The organism is Thalassospira marina, from assembly GCF_002844375.1.
GTDB lineage: Bacteria > Pseudomonadota > Alphaproteobacteria > Rhodospirillales > Thalassospiraceae > Thalassospira > Thalassospira marina.
Window position 1 is genome coordinate 3,154,960 of record NZ_CP024199.1, and the last position, 24,366, is coordinate 3,179,325.

Annotated in this window: 21 protein-coding genes and 1 other RNA gene; 13 read left to right on the forward strand and 9 right to left on the reverse strand. The window is 55.1% G+C overall.

What is annotated here, in order from left to right:
• Window positions 1–9 precede the first annotated feature (9 nt).
• The 4 genes from CSC3H3_RS14410 to CSC3H3_RS14425 all read right to left on the reverse strand — a co-directional run bounded on the left by CSC3H3_RS14410 (window position 10) and on the right by CSC3H3_RS14425 (window position 4,597).
• A complete protein-coding gene (locus CSC3H3_RS14410; protein WP_101264759.1) occupies window positions 10–522 on the reverse strand; it encodes a TRAP transporter small permease in 513 nt (170 codons plus the stop codon).
• A gap of 121 nt (window positions 523–643) precedes the next feature.
• Window positions 644–1,618 carry a TRAP transporter substrate-binding protein gene (locus CSC3H3_RS14415; protein ID WP_101264760.1) on the reverse strand — a complete coding sequence of 325 codons (975 nt, stop codon included), beginning with the start codon at window positions 1,616–1,618 and terminating at the stop codon, window positions 644–646.
• Window positions 1,619–1,966: 348 nt separating this feature from the next.
• Entirely contained in the window at window positions 1,967–2,476 is a 510-nt protein-coding gene (locus CSC3H3_RS14420; protein ID WP_101264761.1) for a winged helix DNA-binding protein, read from the reverse strand.
• Window positions 2,477–2,632: 156 nt separating this feature from the next.
• A complete protein-coding gene (locus CSC3H3_RS14425; RefSeq protein WP_101285265.1) occupies window positions 2,633–4,597 on the reverse strand; it encodes a methyl-accepting chemotaxis protein in 1,965 nt (654 codons plus the stop codon).
• A gap of 221 nt (window positions 4,598–4,818) precedes the next feature.
• Here CSC3H3_RS14425 and CSC3H3_RS14430 point away from each other — a divergent pair, with 221 nt between their 5' ends.
• The 4 genes from CSC3H3_RS14430 to CSC3H3_RS25140 all read left to right on the forward strand — a co-directional run bounded on the left by CSC3H3_RS14430 (window position 4,819) and on the right by CSC3H3_RS25140 (window position 9,798).
• On the forward strand, window positions 4,819–5,640 hold the full coding sequence (locus CSC3H3_RS14430) for a TerB family tellurite resistance protein (protein ID WP_101285266.1): 822 nt from the start codon (window positions 4,819–4,821) through the stop codon (window positions 5,638–5,640).
• A 239-nt stretch (window positions 5,641–5,879) separates the two neighbouring features.
• The gene (locus CSC3H3_RS14435; protein WP_101285267.1) at window positions 5,880–7,718 is read left to right on the forward strand and encodes an ATP-binding cassette domain-containing protein; all 1,839 of its coding nucleotides are present in this window, start codon (window positions 5,880–5,882) and stop codon (window positions 7,716–7,718) included.
• Window positions 7,719–8,020: 302 nt separating this feature from the next.
• Window positions 8,021–8,893, forward strand: a complete 873-nt coding sequence (locus CSC3H3_RS14440; protein WP_101285268.1) for a DMT family transporter — start codon at window positions 8,021–8,023, stop codon at window positions 8,891–8,893.
• Between the two features lie 5 nt (window positions 8,894–8,898).
• Entirely contained in the window at window positions 8,899–9,798 is a 900-nt protein-coding gene (locus CSC3H3_RS25140; protein WP_101285269.1) for an N-acetylmuramoyl-L-alanine amidase, read from the forward strand.
• A gap of 17 nt (window positions 9,799–9,815) precedes the next feature.
• Here the strand turns inward: CSC3H3_RS25140 and CSC3H3_RS14450 are convergent, their stop codons facing one another.
• On the reverse strand, window positions 9,816–10,625 hold the full coding sequence (locus CSC3H3_RS14450; protein WP_157831906.1) for a substrate-binding periplasmic protein: 810 nt from the start codon (window positions 10,623–10,625) through the stop codon (window positions 9,816–9,818).
• A gap of 197 nt (window positions 10,626–10,822) precedes the next feature.
• Here CSC3H3_RS14450 and rnpB point away from each other — a divergent pair.
• An RNA gene (rnpB, locus tag CSC3H3_RS14455) (RNase P RNA component class A) lies at window positions 10,823–11,221 on the forward strand.
• Window positions 11,222–11,444: 223 nt separating this feature from the next.
• On the opposite strand, the gene CSC3H3_RS14460 is transcribed toward rnpB, so the two are convergent.
• On the reverse strand, window positions 11,445–12,068 hold the full coding sequence (locus tag CSC3H3_RS14460; RefSeq protein WP_101285271.1) for a pyridoxamine 5'-phosphate oxidase family protein: 624 nt from the start codon (window positions 12,066–12,068) through the stop codon (window positions 11,445–11,447).
• Window positions 12,069–12,144: 76 nt separating this feature from the next.
• Window positions 12,145–12,735: a cysteine hydrolase family protein gene (locus tag CSC3H3_RS14465; RefSeq protein ID WP_101285272.1), complete on the reverse strand. Its 591-nt coding sequence runs from the start codon at window positions 12,733–12,735 to the stop codon at window positions 12,145–12,147.
• 187 nt (window positions 12,736–12,922) lie between these two features.
• On the opposite strand from CSC3H3_RS14465, the gene CSC3H3_RS14470 reads away from it, so the two are divergent.
• A complete protein-coding gene (locus CSC3H3_RS14470) occupies window positions 12,923–13,963 on the forward strand; it encodes a GlxA family transcriptional regulator (RefSeq protein WP_101286250.1) in 1,041 nt (346 codons plus the stop codon).
• 40 nt (window positions 13,964–14,003) lie between these two features.
• On the opposite strand, the gene corA is transcribed toward CSC3H3_RS14470, so the two are convergent.
• Together corA and CSC3H3_RS14480 are read right to left on the reverse strand one after the other, a co-directional pair.
• Window positions 14,004–15,173 carry a magnesium/cobalt transporter CorA gene (gene corA / locus CSC3H3_RS14475; RefSeq protein WP_101285273.1) on the reverse strand — a complete coding sequence of 390 codons (1,170 nt, stop codon included), beginning with the start codon at window positions 15,171–15,173 and terminating at the stop codon, window positions 14,004–14,006.
• 147 nt (window positions 15,174–15,320) lie between these two features.
• Complete coding sequence (locus CSC3H3_RS14480; protein ID WP_101285274.1) at window positions 15,321–16,193, reverse strand: EF-hand domain-containing protein; 873 nt, start codon at window positions 16,191–16,193, stop codon at window positions 15,321–15,323.
• Window positions 16,194–16,596: 403 nt separating this feature from the next.
• On the opposite strand from CSC3H3_RS14480, the gene CSC3H3_RS14490 reads away from it, so the two are divergent.
• From CSC3H3_RS14490 to mraY, 7 genes are all read left to right on the forward strand, one after another.
• Window positions 16,597–17,115: a division/cell wall cluster transcriptional repressor MraZ gene (locus CSC3H3_RS14490; RefSeq protein WP_101285276.1), complete on the forward strand. Its 519-nt coding sequence runs from the start codon at window positions 16,597–16,599 to the stop codon at window positions 17,113–17,115.
• A complete protein-coding gene (gene rsmH / locus CSC3H3_RS14495; RefSeq protein WP_101286251.1) occupies window positions 17,115–18,107 on the forward strand; it encodes a 16S rRNA (cytosine(1402)-N(4))-methyltransferase RsmH in 993 nt (330 codons plus the stop codon). The genes CSC3H3_RS14490 and rsmH overlap by 1 nt, the downstream gene beginning before the upstream one ends.
• Window positions 18,104–18,547 (forward strand): cell division protein FtsL, encoded by a 444-nt coding sequence (gene ftsL, locus CSC3H3_RS14500; protein ID WP_101264775.1) that lies wholly within the window; start codon window positions 18,104–18,106, stop codon window positions 18,545–18,547. The genes rsmH and ftsL overlap by 4 nt, the downstream gene beginning before the upstream one ends.
• Window positions 18,544–20,262, forward strand: a complete 1,719-nt coding sequence (locus tag CSC3H3_RS14505) for a peptidoglycan D,D-transpeptidase FtsI family protein (protein ID WP_101264776.1) — start codon at window positions 18,544–18,546, stop codon at window positions 20,260–20,262. Before ftsL ends, CSC3H3_RS14505 begins: the two co-directional genes overlap by 4 nt.
• A complete protein-coding gene (locus CSC3H3_RS14510) occupies window positions 20,249–21,709 on the forward strand; it encodes a UDP-N-acetylmuramoyl-L-alanyl-D-glutamate--2,6-diaminopimelate ligase (protein ID WP_101285277.1) in 1,461 nt (486 codons plus the stop codon). Before CSC3H3_RS14505 ends, CSC3H3_RS14510 begins: the two co-directional genes overlap by 14 nt.
• A 108-nt stretch (window positions 21,710–21,817) precedes the next feature.
• Window positions 21,818–23,254, forward strand: a complete 1,437-nt coding sequence (locus CSC3H3_RS14515) for a UDP-N-acetylmuramoyl-tripeptide--D-alanyl-D-alanine ligase (RefSeq protein ID WP_101285278.1) — start codon at window positions 21,818–21,820, stop codon at window positions 23,252–23,254.
• Window positions 23,255–23,276: 22 nt separating this feature from the next.
• Window positions 23,277–24,365: a phospho-N-acetylmuramoyl-pentapeptide-transferase gene (gene mraY / locus CSC3H3_RS14520; protein WP_101285279.1), complete on the forward strand. Its 1,089-nt coding sequence runs from the start codon at window positions 23,277–23,279 to the stop codon at window positions 24,363–24,365.
• Window position 24,366: the final 1 nt, after the last annotated feature.

A 24,366-nucleotide genomic window follows, 5' to 3' on the forward strand; every position in this document is an offset into this window, starting at 1 on the left:
CCTACTCCCCTATTCGGTCATGTCGCTGGTTTCGCGATCGGCAAAGACGGTTGCCTGGCCGCGAAGCGTGTCGATCAGCCCTTCAACAAGGGCAAGGGTCAGCATGGCCAGACCAAAGGTCATGGCTGCCTGCGGGATCCAAAGCGGGAAAGCCAGAACACCGGCCGAGGCATCGCCATAGGAAAAGCTTTCTTCGGCCAGAACACCCATCCACCAGGTGAAATAGCCCGCAAGGAACACGGCAAAACCCAGCGTGATCAGATCCATGATCCGGCGCGGCACACCGGAAATATGCCCGACCACCAACAACACCCGAATATGCGAGCCCTGACGCAAAGACGGGCCAAGAGCTAGAAACATGCCCGCGGCAAGCGAAAAGCCTGCCAGTTCATTTGCATCGGGAATAACATGGCCCAGCAGGCGCCCGATGGATTGCGAGAGTATCAGCAGTGCGATCATCACCAGAAACACAGCTGCCAAAATCGACGTTATTCCAAAAAGAATATCCAGTGATTTACGCACAACGATCCCCTTTCCGCCCGGCAGACCCGGTGGTTGACATTAAGAAACAGAATATCATTTTGACGGATGATTGTCCGGGGCGGGGAAAACCCACTGTCCCCGGACAATCCAAGGGAGGATGTTATTTCTTGTAGGCGTCGATGATGGCCTGGCCGGCATCGCCGGTTTCCTTGAGCCAGTCAGCAACCATCTGGTCGCCAGCTTTGGCAAGGCCATCTTTCAGTTCTGCACTCGGTGCCGCAACATTCATGCCGTTTTCTTTGAGGATGGCTTTCTTGGCTTCGGCTTCATCCATGCTCATTTTCCAGCCGCGTTCTTCGGCCTTGGCTGCAGCATCCATCACGGCTTTCTGGGCATCGGCCGAAAGTTTGCCAAAGGATTTGGCATTCACGATGACCATGTTTTTGGGCAACCATGCCTGCACGTCATAGAAATTATCAACAAAGTCCCAGGCCTTGGAATTGGCGCCGGTCGAAGGTGACGTGATCATGGCTTCGACAATACCGGTTGCAAAGGCCGTCGGAATTTCAGGAACTTCAACCTGGGTTGCAACCATGCCGGTCAGCTGGGCAAGCTGCGAGGTGGTGGTGTTATAGGCACGGAATTTCAGACCTTTAAGATCTTCAACCGAATTGACTTCCTTGGCGGTGTAAAGGCCCTGTGCCGGCCACGGAACAGCATAAAGAACTTTAAGACCGTCTTTTTCCAGTTTGGCTTCGATGGCGCTGCGCGAAACATCCCACAGTTTCTTCGCATCGTCATAGCTGGTTGCCAGGAACGGAATGGCATCGACGGTGTAGATCGGGTCTTCGTTAGCCAGCAGCGAAATCAGAACTTCCCCAATCGGAACCAGACCACGCTGGACCGAACGTTTGATTTCAGCGTGTTTGAACAGCGAACCACCGGAATGAACGGTCAGTGCCAGTTCGCCATTGGTGGCAGCTTCAACATCCTTGGCAAATTCCATGATGTTCTGGGTGTGGAAAGTCGCATCAGGATACGGAGTTGCCATATCCCACTTTTCAGCGGCCATTGCGGCCCCGGCCGAAAAGGTCATCGCAGCGACGGCAACAGCCGAAAGCGCCTTTTTAAACATTTTATCAGTCTCCCATTTTTTGGTTTTCAGATCAGCCTTCCAACAAAACGGTTACATTTTATCGTTATTTTGTCAACGTGATTTCATAACAGTCATGCAAAAAGCTGGATGCTCATTTTTTAATCAGCTTTAAGCGTCCTTAACCTGCTGAAACAAAAGATTCATTCGACTATTCTGATAGAAAACAGGCAATTCGCGCCAACGCAAAACGGCAGCCTTCCACCCGGAAAACTGCCGTTTCAAATGCCAATTTTGAATTGGAAAAGACTCGGTCTGCGTCACCGCCCACCACCCTCCGGCCTGTTGATCAGGACACGGACGAAGGTTGGCAGATGGCAGATGGCAGACTTACATCGCACTTGCCGCACGCGATGCCTGGTCATAAACGCCGGAAATAGCGCGCAGGGTTTTGGCAACGTCGCCCACTTCCTCGCGGTTAACGCCAAGGCGTTCAAAGGTTTCAATCAGGCAGGCCTCGCGGACTTCACGGTAACGCTGGCACAGTTCGCGCCCTTCCTTGGAGGTGGCGTAATGCACTTCCTTGCCACGTTTGATGCCATCAACCAGTCCCAGCTTGCGCAGCTTTTTAAGGGCATAGTTCACCAGGTGGCTATCTTCGACATTCAGGATAAAACAGACTTCCGAAAGGCTTTTTTCCCGTTCGCGCGAATTGACATTGTGCAGAACCAGAATGTCGAGAATGGACAGGTCTGGCACGCCAGCCGCACGCATGCAGCGCACCACCCAGCGATTGAAAGCATTGCCCGACAGGATCAGGGCAAATTCCAGTTCGGAGAGTTCCGCAGCACGGTCGGAAACCAGATGTGAGGAAGAAACAATTCGCTGTTTTTCGGCCATGTTCGACGTTCCAGTTATTTTTATCATGTAATTAACCGAAACATAGCCCGGATAGCACCCTATCTGGAACAATAAGATAACGGTTTACCGTTACTTTATTGCAGAAATCACATCCTTCACAAGCATAGATCCCCGACCATTGCTAACGTTTTGTCGTCAAAGCGCCCGCATCCTATCGAGGAAACGATTTACTTCCTGCTGCAAATTGCCGTTCTGGGTGCCAAGATCAGTGGCGGATCGGCTGACATCGCTTGCGGCACTGTTGGTATCGGTGACAGCGCCGCTCAGCCCGGCCATCGCAGCCGAGATTTCTTCGGTCCCGGCGGCGGCCTGTTCGACATTCTGGGAAATTTCGCTGGTGGCGGCGGTTTGTTCCTCGATTGCGGCGGCAACGGCCGATGCACGCTGGCTGATTTCGGCGATCATGCCGACAATTTCCTCGATCGCGGCGACGGCCTCACGGGTGGCCCCCTGAATGCCGGTAACCTGGCTGGTAATTTCCTGGGTGGCTTTGCCGGTTTGCGTAGCAAGGTTTTTTACCTCGCTGGCGACCACGGCAAAACCTTTGCCTGCATCACCGGCGCGCGCGGCCTCGATCGTGGCGTTAAGTGCCAGAAGGTTGGTTTGCGAGGCAATATCGCTGATCAGGCCAATGACTTCACCAATGCGCACGGCGGCATCATCCAGGCTTTGGATATTGCTGCTTGTGGCGCGTGCACGGTCCGATGCAGTGATGGCCATGTTTGATGTATCGGTCACCTGCATCGAAATTTCATTGATCGATGCCGAAAGTTCGGTTGCGGCCGTGGCAACAAGCTGCACATTGGCCGATGCTTCCTCGGCCCCCGAAGAAACCGCGACCGACTGGCGGGTCGAGGTTTCGGCACTACCGCGCAAAAGATCGGATGACCCGTGCAGGCGCTGTACCGCGTTTTCGACCGTTGCCATAACCTTGACGACAACTTCGTCAAATTCGCGAATATTCTGTTCCTGTTTTTCCATGCGAATACGGCGTTCTTCCTGCTGGCGGGCCTGTTCGGCTTCCAGCTTGCGGCGTTCAATACCGTTTTCACGAAACACCATAACAGCACGGCCCATCTGGCCGATTTCATCCTTACGGGCGGCTTCGGACAGATCGACGTCAAAATCATTATCGGCAAGGCGTGTCATTTTGCCGGTAAGGGCGGTAATGGCCGATACAATCCCGCGGGAAAGCACAACCGACATGACCAGTAACACAATCGCGCCAATGACAAAGGCAAGGCTGCTGAGCCACAGGCTGCTTTTGGCAATGGCCTCGGCTTCGTCGCGCTGGCTGTCGGCATAGGCATCGATCTTGGTCGCAAGGGCGGCCAAAAGCGGTTCGGCGGCGGCAAAATTATCGCTAAGGACCTGCAGTTTTTCTTCGCGTTTCAGGATGGCATCGGCAACGTTTTTGAAATCCGCCACATAGGATTTCATCAGTTTCAGCAGGCGGGTTTTATCTGCGGCGGGAATATCGCCATTTGCCGACAGGGCCGGTTCAAATTCGGCCAGACGTTTTTCGATGTCACCAATATATTTCGGGTCCAAACGCGCTAGAAAATCCTTTTCATGGCGGCGCATCATCAGCATCACAACGGTCAGTTTATCGGCGTTATACTGTTTCAGATCATCTTCAACATCATGAACAGAATTGCGCAACTTGCCCATCAGGCCAGCTTTTTCATCCAGGCCAATTTCACGTTGCAGGGCGACAACTTCGCCAAAAGCTGCTGCGTAATTTTTAAAAAGGTCGCTGATTTGCGAAATGGTGGCAACATCGCCCGTCAGTTCCGGCCGAGCCTGCAAATAATCCAGGCCATCAAACACGCGGGAAACAGTTTGCCCATGCAGATCGACATATTTTTCATCACGCCGCAGCAGGAAATCTTTTTCCCGGCGGCGGGCATTTAAAAATTCCAGCGATACCTTGCTGATTTCCTGGCGATCGGCTGTCGCAACAAGGGCGGCCTGTTCCGCGCTTTGGCGCGACTGGTTGGAAACAAACTGCCCGATTGCAACAAACGCAAAGACAATAAGTGCCGTCGCCCCGATCAGCGAAATTTGATAGATAAGCCGGAATTTTGACAGGAACTGCATAGGATCACCGCTGAAACATATTCGAAAGGATAGTAACCATACTTTAGGTGGTGACGCTGCCTCGCCATTCAATGCCAGCGGTTGGAAAAAACTGGCTCACAATCGACATTCGCCCCGCCCCTTGCCGATAGGGGGTGATTGTCCTATTTCTGGGGCAGTTTTGAACTTTCCGGCGCCGTGTTTCATTGCACCGCCTTTTTGACAATCGGAGCATTGGAACCATGAGCATCTGGGGCAAAATTATTGGTGGCGCGGCGGGTTTTGCCCTGGGCGGCCCGCTGGGTGCCATTTTGGGGGCCACGGCGGGCCATATGGTTGATAAGGCCAATAATGGCGGCTTTAGCCAGGAACGCATTTCATCGCAGGGTGGTCCGTGGGGCCAAACCCGGGGTGGCAACCCATGGGGGCAGCGCACCGGGCAATATGGCGGCCAGTTTGGCGGCGCCGATCCGCGCCAGGTGGCCTTTGCCACCGGGGTTATTGTACTTTCGGCCAAAATGGCCAAGGCCGATGGCACCGTTACCCGCGAAGAAATCAATGCTTTCAAGCGCCTGTTTCGCGTAAGCGGCCCCGATGCCGCCCAGGTCGGCCAGATTTTTGATGCAGCACGCCGTTCATCTGACGGGTATGAACCCTATGCCCGGCAGATTGCGCAAATGTTTGCCGGTGAACGTGCCGTTCTTGAAAGCATCCTTGAGGCCCTGCACCAGATCGCCCTTTCTGACGGGTCGCTACACCCGGCGGAAAAGGAATATCTGCGCAAGGTTGCGATGATTTTCGGCTTTGAAGATGTTGATTTTGACCGCGTCCATCAGGGCAGCACCGCCCCGCGCAGCGAACAGGACCCTTATAAACAGCTGGGCCTGACCCGATCTGCCAGCAATGAAGAACTGAAGGCGGCCCATCGCAAACTTTCGCGCGAAAACCACCCGGACCTTCTGATGGCAAAGGGCATGCCCGAAGAGTTTGTTGAACAAGCCAACGAAAAAATGGCCCGCATCAACGCCGCCTGGGACCAGATTTGCAAGGAACGCAATATCTGATCCCCCTGCCCACACCAAACAGGGCATTTGCGGGGCCAGTTGGCCCCACCCTGCCCCGGTGTTTGTTTCACACACGCAACCGCGCGCTGTTCGCAACCAATTTGGCGTGGGCACACCGTGTCATATGCGCTGTGAAACCGGGCCAGTCAGATAGAACAGATGATTTCACTTGCACCGCAGCGCGTTTTGCGGTTTGCAGGGGGCATTGAATATTACCGTTTTCGGGGTTTTGGGTTTTCATGGCGCCACCGCTGATCAATATTAACGACATCCGCCTGACCTTTGGCGGCAATGACCTGTTTTCCGACGTGTCGGTTGCCATTGGCGAACGCGACCGTTTGTGCCTGGTTGGTCGCAATGGCGGGGGGAAATCCACGCTTTTGAAAATCATCGCCGGTGAGATCGAGGCCGATGGTGGCGAACGTTTTGTTCAGCCCGGCTGCAAGGTGGCGTATCTGGCGCAGGAACCGCGCTTTGGCGATTGTGCAACAGTCGAAGGTTATGTTCTCGGTGCGCTTGAAGACCACGAACAGGATTATGCCTATCGCGCAGACATGCTGCTCGATGCTGTTAAAATCGACCCGAAAGCCGACCCCAACACCCTTTCGGGCGGGGAAGGTCGCCGGGCGGCCATTGCACGCGCATTGATTGCCGACCCGCAGGTTTTGCTGCTGGACGAACCCACCAACCACCTGGACCTGCCAACAATTGAATGGCTGGAAAGCGAAATAAAGGCGTTTCGCGGGGCTGTTGTGGTGATTTCGCACGACCGCGCCTTTTTGAATGCGATTTCCAATGGCGTTTTGTGGCTGGATCGCGGGGTTTTGCGCCGTAACGATCAAAGCTTTGCGCTGTTTGATGAATGGTCGGAAGAAGTTTACCGCAAGGAATCCGAGGAACGCGCCAAACTCGATAAACTGATTGCCCAGGAATCCGTTTGGGCCGTGCAAGGCATTACCGCCCGGCGGAAACGTAACCAGGGCCGCCTGCGCCGCCTTTATGAAATGCGGCACGAACGCTCGCAACAGGTGGGTCGGATTGGCAATGTCTCGCTGGCGTCCGAAACCGGCAGCACATCGGGCAAGGTGGTGATCGAGGCCACCGATATTGGTAAATCCTGGGAAGACAAACATATCATTTCAGGTTTTTCGACCCGCATTTTGCGCGGCGACAAGGTAGGGATTATCGGCCCGAACGGCGCGGGTAAAACCACACTTCTGAAAATCCTGACCGGGCAGCTCGAAGCGGACGAAGGAACGGTTAAAATCGGCACCAACCTGACGCCGACCTATTTTGACCAGAAACGTGCTGCCCTGGATGATACGAAGACATTGTGGGATACCCTGTGCGATGTCGGTGGTGACCAGATTATGGTGCGCGGCAACCCGCGCCATGTGGTCAGTTATCTGCGCGATTTTCTGTTTGATGAAAAACAGGCACGCAGCCCGGTTGGTGCGCTTTCCGGGGGCGAACGCAACCGGTTGCTTCTGGCAAAGGAACTGGCAAAGCCGACCAACCTTCTGATCATGGACGAACCGACCAACGATCTCGATATGGATACGCTGGATCTGTTGCAGGAAATGCTGTCGGAATATGAAGGCACGCTGCTTCTGGTCAGCCACGACCGTGATTTTCTTGATCGCGTTGTGACATCATCCATCGTGATGGAAGGTAACGGCACGGCAGTTGAATATCCTGGTGGCTATTCGGATTATGTGCATATGCGCAAGCTGTCAGCCCAGGCCGATAACAGCACCATTCAGACCAGCACCAAAATCGGTAAAAAGCAGCCCAACACCAAAACCGAAGTGGCCAGCCCGGCAAAACCCAAGGCCAAGGGCAAGCTGAGCTACAAGGACCAGCGCGATTACGACATGCTGCCTGCCAGCATCGAAAAACTGGAAGGCGAGATTGCCAAACTGGAAGCAGACCTTACTGATGGCAGCCTGTTCACATCCGACCCGGCAGCCTTCCAGAAGAAGGTAGACCGCATGGAAGCCGCACGCGCCGAAGTTGCCGAAGCCGAAGAACGCTGGCTCGAACTTGAAATGCTGCGCGAGGAACTGGGCATCGAATAACCTGCCCTGTTACTTGCGCTGGTCGGCATAGACCAGAAATATCAAAGGAAGCCGGCATATCCGCGGCTTCCTTTTTTATTGCTGCACGCGCCAACGGGCCGATTACGGGCACGCCAGGGCCACCGCACGTAAAAACCCCGCCCCAAAACCGGCATGGCGACCTGCAGTTTTTGCAGGGGTTAGCGCGCGCAATAAGCTTGAGTCATTCCAGACAAACACGTAACCATGACGATGACAAACAACGTCAAAGCCACCCTTTGCCGTTATTTAACGCCCCCAATATTGCATTTTCAGGTTGTATCATGCCCCTAAAAGCAGCGCTGCTTTCGCTTTCTGTCGCCATTATCTGGGGCATTAACATGCTGACCGTCAAAGGTGCGGTCAGTGAAATTCCACCTGTGATGTTAACGGCAATGCGTTTTGCCGCGGTTGCCATTTTGCTGGTGCCTTTCACCAAAATCCCGCGTGATAAACTGCCCAAGCTGGCATTGCTTTCGGTGGTGTTTGGCACGGGGCATTTTGGGGTGCTGTTTTTTGCCCTGTCCATGCTTGATGCCGGGCCGGTTGCCATTATCATTTTGCTCGGTGTGCCGTTTTCATCGATGCTGGCGACCTATTTTTTCAATGACCGGCTGGGCTGGAAACGCCTGCTGGGCATGACGCTGGCATTTATTGGCGTGACCCTGATGTTCTGGGACCCGTCCATGACCCATCTGCAGGGGCCGTTATTGCTGGTGGTGTTTGCCGCCCTGATGTGGGCGGCTGCCAATGTCCTGATCAAGAAACTGGGCGATATTGACACCTTTGAGCTGAATGGCTGGATGGGCCTGATGGCGGCACCGCAATTGCTGGTTTTGTCATTTATTCTGGAACCCGGCGCGATTGACGCCGTTATGAATGCAAGCTGGGTGGCCTGGGCGAATTTAAGCTTCACCGTGATCATGTCATCCATCGTGGCTTACGGGTCGTGGTATTATCTGCTGAAGACCTATGATGTGAACCAGGTTGTGCCCTGGTCGCTGCTCGCCCCTGTGATTAGTGTCAGCGGGTCGATCCTGGTCTTTGGTGAAGCGATCAGCACGTTTAAAATCATCGGCGGGTTAACCGTTTTGGCCGGTGTTGCTGTTATCATGTTTCGCAAGCCCCCGCAGAATCAGGAACAGGGAATGGATTAACCATCATGCCGGGACAGCAGGGACCAAACGCACAGCCCATTATCTGGCAGCCTTCGCCAAACTTTGGCGACCGGCCTGCTGATTGCGCCATCGACATGCTGGTTTTGCACTATACCGGCATGCCCAGTGGCGAAGCGGCCCTTGCGCGCATGTGCGACCCGGCATCACAGGTTTCCGCCCATTACATGGTCGAAGAAGATGGCTGTATCTATCAACTGGTGACAGAGGCCAAACGCGCCTGGCATGCCGGGCGCGGCCAGTGGCGGGGCTGCACGGATGTCAATTCACGGTCGATCGGCATTGAAATCGTCAATCCCGGGCATGAATTTGGGTATCGCCCGTTTGCCGTACGCCAGATGGACGCGGTAATTGCCCTGTGCAAAGCCATTTTAGGCCGCCACACCATTCCGGCGCATAACATTATCGCGCATTCGGACATGGCACCGGAACGCAAAGAGGACCCCGGCGAGCTTTTCCCGTGGGAACAGTTTGCCGTCGAAGGTATTGGCCTGTGGCCCCGCATTGATGCCAGCGACCATTCGCCACAAAACACTGCCGAAATCATCACCCCGAAAGATGGCCTTTCTGGCAGCCAAAGCCCCTATCACGATGACAAAGTCGCATCCGCCATCGCCGCAGAGGAACAGACCAGCCCGCAAAATGCAGCCGCCCTGATGGATGGCATTGCCGCAAATGGCAATGACAACACCCAAAATGGCAGCGAGGATTGCGAAGCCCTGTTTGACCGGCTGTTATTGCAGTTTGGCTACGGCCCGGGCGACCCGGTTTATAACCGCATCGCATTTCAGCGACACTGGCGCCCGCACTGCCTGGATGGCCGGGCCGATGCCCAAAGCATCGCCATCCTTAAAGACCTGATTGATCAGTGCCCGCCACTTTCCTAAAGCCCTTTGCATGCCTTTCAAGGCATTAACCGGTCCTGCGGCAGGGTTGGCTGGCTGCTGCCGGAAAAATACCTGTTAAAGGCGATCTGGCTGAAACCAAGATGCTTGTAATAAAGGCGGTCAATGCTGCCATCGGCAAGCATTTTGGTAATGGCTTGATCATAATCTGCCGTTACCCGGGCAAATTTTGATTCCATACATAAATAAAACGGTTCGATATCAACGGCCGGGAGCAAGGTTTTCAAACCGGCGGGTTCATGCACCGCATCGGACCCGAAATGCAAACTTGCCAGATCACGGAAAACCACATCAACGTAATTCCGGCGCAGCATCAGTAGCCCATGCGCATTTTCGCCCACGTCAACCGGATACATTTGGGTGCTGTTAAGGATTTTGGCAGGGTAATCCTCGTCCACCACATGCAGCCAGTTTGCCCCTTCAAAGGTTTGCAAACCTTCATAAGCGGTTTGCGGATAACTTTCGCGCACCACCGCCACCAGAACGCGGTTCACCAGAGCAAAGCGCGAAGCAGAAAGGCTTTCAACTGTTTCGCCTGGGCGGCTTTCAAACAGGATGCCATCGTAAATGCCATAGCGAATGCCAAAATGGCAGCGTGAATGGGGCATTTGCGTAAAAGTGGCATCATGACCGGAAATTTCAAAGGCACGCTTGGCGATATCAATGGCAAGGCCGGTGGCCCCATTGCCATCGTCATAGGCATATGGTTCCCAGCGGCTGAAACACAGACGTACTTCGTCTGCCATCGCATGGGACAGCGGAACAAAAATACCGGTCAGAACCACAAGAATGCATCCTATGCGGCGCAATGAAATCTCCAGCTTGGTGAAATGGGGAACGATTCAACGTTCCGATTTTGTACTACCCTTAAGTAGTGGTCATCAAACTGCAATTTTTCAAGGCACCCTTGCATCCTAATCATGCAAAAGGATAATCCCTCTCCAACCCAAGGTATATATTGCGCTTTTTCTTGACCTTAGCCGCGCGCTGGCGTAAACCGCGCCCACCAGATGGCTGGATGGTCGCCCTTTTCTGCTTTGCAGAAAGGGGAGGAAAGTCCGGGCTCCACGGAAACACGGTGCCAGATAATGTCTGGCGGGGGCGACCCTAGGGAAAGTGCCACAGAAAGCAAACCGCCTGATCGCGCAAGCCATCAGGCAAGGGTGAAAGGGTGCGGTAAGAGCGCACCGGTCCTTCGGCAACGCGGGACGCATGGTAAACCCCACCGGGAGCAAAACCTAATAGGAATGGTCGGCCGGGCGGTTCGCCGCTGGCGGCAGGTCAGTTTTCGGGCCACCATTCGGGTTGGTTGCAGGAGGCGTCCGGCGACGGACGTCCCAGATGAATGGCCATACAGTGCGGTTCGCCGCATGGACAGAACCCGGCTTACAGGCCATCTGGTATTTCTTTTTTCAGAAAACGCGTTACAGCACGGCATAATTCTTGGTGCGGCGTCTTTCTGCCCGGCATCGCACCTGCCCCAATCGCGCCCATCCTAGCGATCCCATCGTAAAGATCAGAACCATTACAGGCTCATCACGTCCCGCAATTTCCCTGCCATCATGACGCAAAAAAACCCGGCACCTGATGGCACCGGGTTTTGAATGTCGCAGCGAGAAAGCCCTGTATCAGCCGTTATCGGCAATCGATTTGGCGAAATGGGCGTCGGTTTCTTCCTGCGTTGCCACCGGGCCACCTTCCAGCGACAGCTGATCCTTGATAATCGCGCCCAGCGTCGGAAAGGACTTGCGTTCGATCTGGGCATCAACCTGCCACAGGCGCGAACGCATCAACGATTTGGCGCAATGCAGGAAGGCTTCCTGAACCGTGATTTTGATCACCGAAATCGGCAGTTTGCCGGTATCGCCAAACATATCAAGCAGATCGGCATCGTCATGCAGTTCGGCTGTGCCATTGATGCGCAGGGTTTCGTTCATCCCCGGTACAAAAAACAGCAAACCCACCTGCGGATTGACCAGAATGTTGGTTAGCGTATCAAGGCGGCGGTTGCCGGGGCGATCGGGCATCAGGATGGTTTTTTCATCAAGAACACGCACAAAACCCGGCCCGTCCCCGCGCGGGCTGACATCGGCTTCGCCGTTTTCATCAGCCGATGAAATAACGGCAAAAGGCGACAGTTCGATGAAACGACGGCAATGCTTGTCCAGCACAGAAAGCTGCTTTTGAATGGCAATTTCCAGCGGGTCCCCATAAATGCCACGCAACTGGTCCATGGTTTCGATTTTCGCCATGTCGGCCTCCTGTGTTGAATTCTGGCACAAACTGCGTCAATCCCAGTTGCAAGTCAATTGCAATAAAGAACAGTTCCTAGGCAAAAGCCGACAGGATGTTAGCCGTGGTAAGTACCCGCGCAAATTCGCCCGACAGGCTGGCTAGATGCACATCATGAATGGTTTGCGCTGCCATCACGCGGCCATCGGGATGGGTGCGATCAAAACAGAAACAGGCATCGCCCGCCAATATCACATCAAACCCCAAATTGCCTGCCATCCGGGTGGATGTATTAACGCAGTGATCCGTGCTGATGCCGCAAATCACGAGTTTATCAATGCCATCCGCGCGCAAATCGCGTTCCAGGGTCGTTCCGATAAAGGCCGAATTGACGTTTTTGCCATAGGATGTTTCACCTGCCAGCGGCTGGGCGAATTCTTCAAAGGCGTGGCTGTCCTTGCCAGGAAAAAGCGGTGATACAGGATTTTGAGAATCATGATGCACATGGATCACACGCCCACCCTTTTCCCGCCAGAATGACAGCAGGCTTTGGGCATTACCTTCGGCATCCTGGTTATTGCGCTGCCCCCAATATGCAAGGTCGCGAAACCCCTTTTGCCAATCAATCAGGATCAGGGCGGGAAGGCTGTTATCTGCGGGCGCTACATCAATCTGGTTCTGGTTCATCTTCGGTTCCGTGGTGTGCTGTGGTGACGGGTGGTGATCGGTGGCAAACAGGCTGTTTTCCTGCCCCTCACCCTACGCCATCGCGCTTTGGCATAAATGACAATCATCCCTTATTTTATGCCAACACAAATCAAAGCACGCTATGATAGGCGCAACCAACCCCACCAACCCCGGCGAAAGCAGGCCAATGGCACAGCGACGGATCGTATTTGTGATGACACCCCATTCGGTATTGCTGGATGTGACAGGGCCGCTACAGGCTTTTCACGATGCCAACCTGCTGGTGCGCGACATGGCAAATTGCGATACCGCGCCAGCGGCACAAACCACCATACCATCTGCCCAGACAGATCAACCGCCCATACCACCGCTGCCCTATGAAATCATCCTGGCATCGCAACAGGGTGGCGCCGTCATCACCGATACCGGCATTGCCCTGCCCACCATTGCCCTTGCAACATTGGATGACCAGCCGATTGACACCCTGATCATTGCCGGAACGGACGAACCGTTAAATGCCCTGCACGATCAGGGGTTATTGGGCTGGCTGATGGCACAGCAGGGCCGCGTTCGGCGCGTGGCATCCATTTGCATCGGGGCATTTTTGCTGGGGGAAGCCGGTTATCTTGACGGGCGCGACGCGGTGACGCATTGGCGCTGGTGCGACAGGTTACAGGCCCGTTTTCCCAAGGCACAGGTTAAAACCGACCCGATTTATGTGCGTGATGGCCCCGTCTGGACATCGGCCGGGGTTACCACCGGGATAGACATGGCAATTGCCATGATCGAGGAAGATTTGGGCCGCCAGCAGGCATTGGCAGTTGCGCGCGGCCTGATCATGTTTATCAAGCGGCCCGGCGGACAATCGCAGTTCAGCCAACCCCTGATCCAGCAGGGTGGCGACAAAACCGGCCGGTTTGATGAATTGCATGTCTGGATGCGTAAAAACCTGCAACACCGCCTGACGGTCGATGACCTAGCCCAGCAGGCCAATATGAGCCCGCGCAATTTTTCGCGCATTTATGCACGCGAAACCGGGATTGGTCCGGCACATGCGGTGGAAAGTATGCGCATGGATGCCGCACGCCAATACCTTGAAAACAGCGACCAGCCCATTGGCCGCATTGCCGATTTATGCGGTTTTGGCGATGACGAACGCATGCGCCGCGCCTTTGTCAAAAATATTGGCGTGGCACCCAGCGATTATCGCGCACGTTTTCGGAATTGACGTACGGGGTAAAAGCAGCAGTTAAGCCCTGCAACGCAGATTACAGCCAGCCCTTGCGTTTGAAATACCAAAGCGGGCCGACCGCAGACAAAACCATCAGAGCGATGGCAAGAGGATAGCCATATTCCCAATGCAGTTCGGGCATGAACTGGAAATTCATGCCATAGATGCTGGCGATCAGGGTTGGCGGCAGGAAAGCCGCCGCCGCGACCGAGAAAATCTTGATGATATTGTTCTGTTCCAGATTGATCATGCCCAATGTTGCATCAAGCAGGAACGTTACCTTGTTGGCGACGAAATTGGCATGTTCGGTAATCGACACAATGTCGCGAGACAGGGTTTTCAGGCGTGCCTTGGTATCCTTTTTAAACCGGGCCTGGGTGTTTAAAAACAGGGCCATGCGGTTAAGGTTCAAAAGGCTGTCCTTTGCCTTGCTGGCAAGGTTACCTGCCCGGCCGATCCGGCGCAGGTTTTCATGGTGGTCCTGGTCGGACCCGTTGCCTTCCTTGGAAAATACCGCGTTCGAGATTTTTTCCAGATCGGCGACCGAAATTTCCATGATATCGGCCAAACGATCCACGATCTGTTCCAGCAAGCCCAGCAACACCGCATCGGACGAACTCGCCAGCCCCGGCGAACGTTTAACCCGGCGGGTGAAGGTTTTAAACGGGATCGGATCGGCATAACGCAGCGTGATCAGCGTTTTTTTGACTAGGATAAAGGTTACCGCCGTTGCTTCCGGGTCATCGGTAGCGGCACGGTTAAGGATGGTTACCGTCATGAACAGTGCGCCTTCTTCGTCATAAAGGCGCGACGACAGTTCAATTTCCTGCATTTCTTCGCGGGTTGGCACCTCGATACCGAAACGTGCCTCAATCGCGCGCAATTCGCTGGCATTGGGTTCCAGAAGGTCAATCCAGACAGGGGCAGCCTTTGGTGCCTTGCCTGCTGCGGCAATCTTGGTGCCGACAATGGCGGCAGGTTCACCGGCCAGCCCGTCTTCTTCCACATCATGGAGGGCGTCGGCATCACAATGGATATCGTCCTCGCCTTCGCTGGCAAGGTTGGCCTCGACATGACGTTCGCTTACCTCGATATCGGTACGCGGGTCCTTTTGGGCATCTGACAGGGTGACATCGCCTTCGCTGTTTTCCGGCAGGTCAGCATCGGTTGATGTGCGAAGCGGGGCGTAGATTTCGTTGCTTTCCATGTACGTTCTCCGTCATGTCGTGCCGGATGATTTCGGCCATGTATGACCTGCAAGACACGGTTTGTCACCTTTTCTGTCGTGACATTTCCTTAACATATGCCCATCAACGCCAATTGCCAAATTACGGCAAACCGCCCGAATCAACCTTTAAAACGGCAATACCGTCTGAAACACAAACGGACTGATATCCTTTGCCGCACCGCGCTTTTCATCGAAATTGGCGGCAATTTTTTCCATGAATTCGGCCTTATCGATCATTTGATCGTGGTTGGTATCATATTGGGGAAACAGCAATTCCAGGCGCCGGGCTTCGGTGCGCAGACGGTTGCGGTTGGCATCGGCCGACCCCGGCAGGGCTTCGACCGCGGAAAATTCACGGATCAGTAAAACATTATCGCCGTTTATATCATGGCGGCGAAACATCCAGGCGGCGTAACTGGCGGCTTCGTCGGCATCAATGCGGCCATCCTGGTTAATGTCGGATGGATGATACTGCCCACGATAAATGGTGACCTGCTCGGGCACCGGCAAGGGTGGCACCACTAGGCCGCCCTTGCGTGCGGCTTCGGCCACCGCATTGTTTTTGGTCGCACCTGTTCCGTTTTGAACGCCCGGAACATTAGGTGCATTCACACCGGGAACGGCCGGCAGGGGCAGGCCCATACCACCAATGCCACCAGCACCATAATCATTGTCACCATCGCCATTTCCCTGCCCCAGCGCAGTACCGGCAAGGCCGTTAAGACCACCAATCCCCCCCAGACCAAACTGTTCAAGCAGGGCGGGGTTATTTTGCAATTGCTGCATCAGGGCGGGCAGCATCTGGCGCATTTGCGGGGAAATTGCACTGTATCCCCCCTGCGACTGTGTTTGGGTTTTGCCATGGTTACTGGTGCCCGAACTGCTTTGGCTGCCACTGGAAGTACCACCCGAACTGCCCGACATATTTCCCTGCGCAAAAACAGGGGCCGCAACCAGCATAGCCAGCACGGCAACATGGCCCGCAATTAACCTGATCATAGTCTTTGTCTGCAAAACTGACTCCGGTTCGCAAAATGGCAGACAGGCAAATCCGGTTCACCGGAAACGTCCTTTATCCCATCAAACTCCATTGTGCCGAAAAAACCAATCCCTGATGGGCTGGCATGGTCAAATTTGGGATTTCATGGGTCAAAAGGCAAAAACACACTGAAATTGCACCTTTTACGCCCATTTTGTCACCCGGAAAAAAGGCTGAAAAAGGGCAGAATTGCCCACAAATAACACAGTCAGCCCCATCAAATCCCATTGACCCCCATGTGATCCCATGGTACCCCATTAATCAGGCATTTTGGCAGTGCCAAGTGGGGCACAGACGTCTGGTTGGCGATGTCTTTTTCCAAACTTCGTTATCCAGTGGTCGATCAGCAGGGGATTAAGGCGGGTGCTGTTCACAGGGACGCACATTCACAAACTGGACCGGAAAGGGCGCGTATCCGTGCCCAAAAGGTTCCGTGCCGCCCTGGAAGCTGATGGCTTTGCCGGTATCTATGTCTATGAATCCCCCAAGGAACCGACGATCGAAGGCTGCTCTGAAAGCCATATGGAGCGCATTGCCGCATCGCTTGATGACATGGAACTGTTTTCAGACGAAGCCGAAGACCTTGCAGACACCATTCTTGGCGCATCCCATGCCCTTCCTTTTGACGGCGAAGGCCGTATCATTCTGCCGCCAGAACTGATCGAATATGCCGGTATTACCGACCAGGTGGCCTTTGTTGGCCGTGGCCGGACCTTCCGTATCTGGAACCCCGATGCCTTTGCCGACCGCAAAACCGCCAGCCGCACCCGCCTGGTCAATCGTGGTTCGACCCTGAAGCTGAAACCAGCTTTATCCATGCCCGCACGTGCCGCCAGCGTTGCCGCATCCTCAGATGATGACCTGCCGGAGGATGACGCATGATGACCAGCACCCTGCCGTTTGACCCGTCATCTGCCAGCCCGCACAAACCCGTTCTTCTGCGCGAGGTTCTGGAACATCTGAACCCGGCCGAAGGCGAAATCATGGTAGATGGCACCTTTGGTGCCGGTGGCTATAGCCGTGCGATCCTTGATCACGCCCCCTGCACCCTTTACGGCATCGACCGCGACCCAAGTGCCGTTGAAACCGGCGGCAAAATGGAAGCCGACTATGAAGGCCGCTTCCATATGGTCGAAGGCTGCTTTGGCGACATGGCCACCCTGCTGCCTGCACGCGGCGTTGAACAGGTTGATGGCATCGTTCTTGATATCGGTGTTTCATCGATGCAGCTTGACCAGGCTGATCGCGGTTTTTCATTCCGCACCGATGGGCCGCTGGATATGCGCATGTCGATGTCCGGTCCCAGTGCAGCCGATTTCGTCAATACTGCCGAAGAAGAAGACATTGCCAATGTCATTTACCGGTTTGGCGAAGAACGCGCATCGCGCAAGGTTGCCCGCAAGATTGTGGAAATGCGCGGTGAAACGCCCTTTACCACCACTGGCCAGCTTGCCAGTGCGGTGCGTTCGGTCGTGCGCAAATCCAAAGACGGTATTGATCCGGCAACCCGCACCTTCCAGGGCCTGCGTATTCATGTAAATGACGAACTGGGCGAACTGGACCGCGCATTGAATGCCGCCGAAGCCATGCTAAAGCCCGGCGGCCGTCTGGTTGTTGTGACTTTCCATTCGCTGGAAGACCGGCTGGTTAAAACATTTTTCAAGGAACGCTGCGGCGACCCGAACAAACAGTCCCGCCGCCTGCCTGGTGAACCCGAAGTGGCAAAACCGACTTTCGCCAATCTGAGCCGCAAGGCAGTGACCGCACAGAAGGACGAATTGCGCGCCAACCCGCGTGCACGTTCGGCCAAACTGCGCGCCGCCGAACGCAATGATGTTCCGTCAACCGCCCGCAACACCGGAGGCAACGCATGACCAAGATCATGACAGGTTTCTGGTTTTTAATGACGGTTCTGATCGGTGTTGGCACCTATTGGGTTTCCCACGAGGTTGAACGCCTTGAACGCCGCTATGCTTCCATCCAGTCGGAAATCCTTGATGAACAGGAAAGCATCCATGTTTTTCAGGCAGAATGGAGCTATCTGAATTCTCCGGGCCGCATTGAACGGCTGGCAAAGGAATATCTGAAGCTCGAACAGATCCAGCCTTTGCAAATGGCAAGCATCGACAATATTCCGACCGACACCGACGCAAAACGTTATCGCCTGGATAAATTTGGCGAGGCAGTTGCCTATATGCCGGCCCCGCGTGACCGCCCGGCAGACAGCGCCTATGACGAAGCGGCTGAAAACATGATCATTGACGGCCCCAGTGTCGGCATCCCTGCCCCTTCTGATACCGGGGGGCAGCAATGAACCTGTTGCGTTTTTCATACTGGTTGCGCGGTGATCGCCCCGAACTGGGCCCGGAACAACGTGAAAAGCACGCGCTGGAAACAGCGCGTAACCGCATTTTTATTACCGGCATCATGTTTGGCATCGGCTTTTTGTGGATTGCCGGTGGCCTGTTTAATGCGACCGTCCTGAAACAGGGCAACGAACCGGACCTGACCGCAGGCACAGACAGCCGCGAGCTCAAGACCGAGCGCGCCGATATCGTTGACCGCAACGGCATCCTTCTGGCGACCGATCTTCCAACCAGCTCGCTTTATGCCGATGCCCGCGTGATCAAGGACCCGGTCGGTGCGGCAGACCATTTGATGACCGTTCTGCCCGGTCTGGATCGTGATACGCTGATCCGCCATCTTGGGTCACAAAAGGCATTCGTGTGGCTGCGCCGCAACCTGACGCCGGACCAGCAATACAAGGTCAATGCGCTTGGCATTCCGGGCCTGAATTTCCAGCGTGAAGAACGCCGTGTTTATCCGCAGGGTCGCCTGTTTGCACATGTGCTGGGCTTTACCGATATCGACAATAACGGTATCGCCGGTGCCGAACGCGAATTTGACAATGACCTTCGCAGCAATTCCGGCCCGCTGCGCCTGTCGGTCGATATTCGTGTGCAGCATGCCCTGCGCGCCGAAGTCGCCAGTGCGATGCAAACCTATAGCGCGGCGGGTGCGACCGGCCTGGTAATGGATATTTATACCGGCGAAGTTCTGGGCATGGTTTCCCTGCCCGACTTTGACCCGCACCGCCCCGGCCAGGGCCCGGCTGATGCCCGCTTTAACCGCGCCACACTGGGTGTTTACGAACAGGGGTCGGTATTTAAGCTGTTTAATGCCGCCATTGCGTTAGATACCGGTACCGCGACAATCAACAGCTCCTATGACGCGACCAAGCCAATGCGTGTTGCGCGTTTTACCATTCATGATTTCCACGGTGAAAACCGCTGGCTGACCGTCCCGGAAATTCTAACCTATAGTTCGAATATCGGGTCGGCGCGGATGGCGATGGACTTTGGCATCGAGACCCAGAAAAAATACTTGAAGGCTTTTGGCTTTCTCGACACATCCGATATTGAACTGCCCGAAGTTGGTGCGCCACTGCTGCCTAATCCGTGGCGCGAAATCAACCTGATGACGATTTCCTACGGGCATGGCATCGCGGTGACCCCCATTCAGCTGGTTAATGGCATTTCGACCATTTCCAATGGCGGCATCCGCCGCCCCAGCACCATCCTGAAACAGGATGGTGCACCGGCTGGTGTGCGGGTTATTTCAAAAAAGACTTCTGACGAAATGCGCCGCCTTATGCGCCTTGTCGTCACCGAAGGATCTGGCAAAAAAGCCGACGTACCGGGTTACTTCCTTGGGGGTAAAACCGGCACAGCGGACAAGCTGGTTAACGGGCGCTACGTCAAGAATGCCCGAATGTCTACCTTTGTGGCTGCCTTCCCGATGCAGGACCCGCGCTATGTGGTTCTTGTGACGCTCGACGGGCCGCAAGGAACAAAAGAAACGTATGGTTATGCCACGGCCGGCTGGGTAGCAGCACCGGCAGTTGGCAAGGTTGTGACACGCATTGCTCCCCTACTGGGGATCGAACCGGCGTACGCGAAGGCGCCGGAAATAGAGCAGGCGTTGCGGTTGGATCTTCGCAAAGAGGAACGCAAACTTGCGTCTTTCTGAGCTCATGGCAGGAGATCACGCGGCATTAAAACATGCCGAAGGACAGGACCCCGATATCAAGGGCCTGACAGCAGATTCACGCGCTGTGCGTGATGGATATATGTTCGCTGCCCTTCCGGGGGCGCGAGAAGACGGAGCCAAATATATTGACGATGCTATCCGCCTGGGGGCGTCGGCAATTCTGGCGAAAACAGATACGCCTAAAACACCGGCCATTACTGTGCCGCTGATTCCGGTTGAAAACCCGCGTCAGCGCTATGCACAGCTTGCCGCGCGCTTTTATGGCAAACAGCCCGAAACCATTGCCGCCATTACCGGCACCAATGGCAAAACATCGACGGCTGTGTTTACCGAACAGCTCTGGACGCTTCTGGGCAAAACATCGGGTTCGATTGGCACACTTGGCATTCGTGCCGCCGGCGCAAAAATCCCCGGTTCGCTGACCACGCCAGACCCGGTCGCCCTGCATCAGTCACTTGCCGAAATGAGCGAGATTGGCGTCACCCATGTCGCGATGGAAGCAAGCTCGCACGGGCTTGACCAGCATCGCCTTGATGGGGTGAAAGTAAAGGTTGCCGCCTTTACCAACCTGTCGCGCGACCATCTTGATTACCACGGTGACTTCGCAAAATATTTCACCGCCAAGGCACGCCTGTTCAAGGATTTGCTGGCAACCGATGGGACCGCTGTCATCAATGCCGATATCGCCCAGTACGATATGCTGCTTCGCATCTGCCAGGATCGCGGCATTAACGTGCTTTCCTATGGCGTAAAAGGCGATGGCATCAAGCTGCTTTCGGCCAAACCCGATGCAACCGGCACCAAAATCCGCATTGCCATTGGCGGAAATGAATATGCCGTGCATCTGCCATTGATGGGCACCTTCCAGATCATGAATGCCATGGCCGCCCTTGGCATTGTTGTTTCATCGGGTGCCGATATTGACGCCGCCGTTAATGCGCTTGAAAAGCTGGACGGTGTGCGTGGTCGCCTGGAACTGGTTGGCAAAACCAAGTTTGGCGCACCGGTTTTTGTGGATTACGCCCACACACCCGACGCCCTTGAAACCGTGATCAAGGCGGTCCGCCCGCATTGCAAGGGCCGGGTTATTTGCGTATTTGGCGCAGGCGGTGATCGTGATACTGGCAAACGCCCGGAAATGGGGCGTGTGGTTAAGGAAAATGCCGATATCGCCATCATCACCGATGATAACCCGCGCAGCGAAGACCCCGCCACCATCCGCGCGTCCATCAAGGCGGCCTGCGAAGGGGCAGTTGAAATTGGTGACCGCGCCGAAGCCATCAAGCGCGGCATTGGCATCTTGCAACGCAATGACATTCTGATTATTGCAGGCAAGGGCCATGAACGCGGCCAGATCGTGAAGGGAACGGTATTGCCGTTCGACGATGCTGCCGTTGCCCGCAATATCTTGCTGGGCGGAAACTGACACCTGACATTCCCGGTTAATCCGCCTGCAAAGCGGGCCGATTAACCGGCAGGGTGCGGATGCGATCTGCCAGACAGACAGAACAGACCAACAGAAAGAAGAAACGCGATGAGTGATGCTGTTTTATGGACGGCCGAAGATGCAGTATCCGCCACCGGCGGCATCGTCGCAGGGGACTGGCAGGTTACCGGTATTTCGATCGACAGCCGCAAAACCCGGCCCGGTGATTTGTTCATCGCACTGAAAGGCCCGAATTTCGACGGCCATCAGTTTGTCGAAAAGGCCTTTGAGGCTGGCTGTGCCGCTGCCCTGGTTTCGGACCATTCCGTTCTGCCCAAAGATGCCCCTGCCCTGATTGTTGATGATACCCTGGACGCCATGGTGCGCCTTGGCCTGGCCGGGCGTGCGCGCAGCAAGGCCAAAATCATCGCCATTACCGGCAGTGTCGGCAAAACCGGCACCAAGGAAGCATTGAAATATGTGCTGGGCGAACAGGCCAAAACCCATGCCAGCCCGGCCAGTTTCAATAACCATTGGGGTGTGCCGCTAAGCCTGGCGACCCTACCGGCCGATGCGCAATATGGCGTGTTTGAGATTGGCATGAACCACCCTGGCGAAATCACCCCGCTGGTGCAAATGGTGAAACCTTCGGTCGCCCTGATTACCACGGTGGTTGGCGCCCATACCGAATATTTCAAGGATGAAGGCGAAATTGCCAAGGCCAAGGCCGAGATTTTTGAAGGGCTGGATAAGGATGGCGCGGCCATTTTGAACCGCGACAACATCCATTATTTTGCCCTGGCACGCCGGGCAAAGGAACTGGGCATTGCCAGCATCAAAGGGTTTGGCACCGATGCCACCGCCGAATACCGCCTGTTTGAGGCCAATATCGTCACTGGCGGCAGCGCCGTTCGCGCCCGTATCGGTGGCCGCGACCTTGAATATTTCATGGGCTGCCCCGGCGAACACTGGGTGATCAATTCGCTGGCAGTTCTGGCCTGCGTGGATCAGATCGGCGCCGATGTTGTGCGCGCCGCACAGGATTTGGCCGACGTTACCCCGCCTGCAGGCCGTGGTGCGCGCCACGCCCTTGCCCTTCATGATGCCAGCGGTGCCGAAACCGGCCACTACATGCTGGTTGACGATGCCTATAACGCGAACCCCACATCCATGATGGCGGGCCTTAAATTGCTGGCCAATGAAAAGCCCGGTGAAAATGGCCGCCGCATTGCCGTGTTGGGCGATATGCGCGAATTGGGCGATGAAGCAGAAAAAATGCATCGCGACCTGGCCCATCCGCTGGACCATTTGGGAATCGACGGTGTGTTTACCGTCGGCCCGATGATGGCATTACTGGCCGAAGAACTGCCCAAAGACCGTCATCTGGGCCATTTTGACAGCGCAGAAGACGCAATTGACCCCATTTCGGCTGCAATTGGCGATGGTGACGTGGTTTTGGTCAAGGGATCGCTTGGCATTTACGTTTCTAAAATTGTTTCGGCCTTAAAATCGGGCCATGCGGGCAAAGCCCCGGCATCCAACTGACGCATAAGGAACCCAAGGGGCAATGCTCTATAACCTGCTATATCCGCTGGCTGACCAGTTTCCGCTGTTCAATCTGTTCCGGTACATTACATTTCGTACCGGCGGCGCTGTCTTTACATCGCTGGTGCTGGCGTTTGTGCTGGGTCCCTGGCTGATCAATCTGCTGCGCGCCCGGCAAAGCGAAGGGCAGCCCATTCGCGAAGACGGCCCCGAAAGCCACCTTCTGACCAAAAAAGGCACGCCAACCATGGGCGGCCTTTTGCTTCTGATCTCGACCTGTATTGCCACGCTGTTGTGGGCGGACCTTAAAAACCCCTATGTCTGGGCGGTTCTGCTGGTCACCATCGGTTACGGCTTTTTGGGCTTCATGGATGACTTCCTGAAGGTTTCCAAACGCAATACCAAGGGCCTGCCGGGCAAGGTAAAACTGGTCGGCCAGTTTTCCATTGCTGCCATTGCCGCCTGGTGGATTTCGTATAACACCGACCCGGCACTGGCAACCCAACTGGCTTTTCCGTTTTTCAAAAACCTGCTGCTTGATCTGAGCTGGTTTTTTGTGCCCTTTGCCATGTTCGTCATGGTTGGGGCCTCAAACGCTGTTAACCTGACCGACGGTCTTGATGGCCTTGCCATTGTCCCGGTGATGATCGCTGCCGCCAGCTTTGCCCTGATCACCTATTTGATTGGCAACGTGCAATTCGCCGATTACCTGCAGGTTCATTACATTGCCGGTTCGGGTGAACTGACCGTGCTTTTGGGCGCACTTGTGGGTGCCGGGCTGGGCTTTTTGTGGTTCAACGCTCCGCCTGCCATGGTGTTTATGGGCGATACCGGTTCGCTCGCCCTTGGCGGTGCACTGGGTGCTGTTGCCGTTGTCACCAAGCATGAACTGGTTCTGGCCATTATCGGCGGGCTTTTTGTGCTGGAAACCGTATCGGTAATTATCCAGGTTGGTTCCTTCAAACTGACGGGCAAGCGCGTGTTTCGCATGGCGCCGCTGCACCATCACTTTGAAAAGAAGGGCTGGCACGAACCCACCATCGTTATCCGTTTCTGGATCATTTCGGTCATTCTGGCATTGATCGGTCTGGCAACCCTGAAACTGCGCTGAT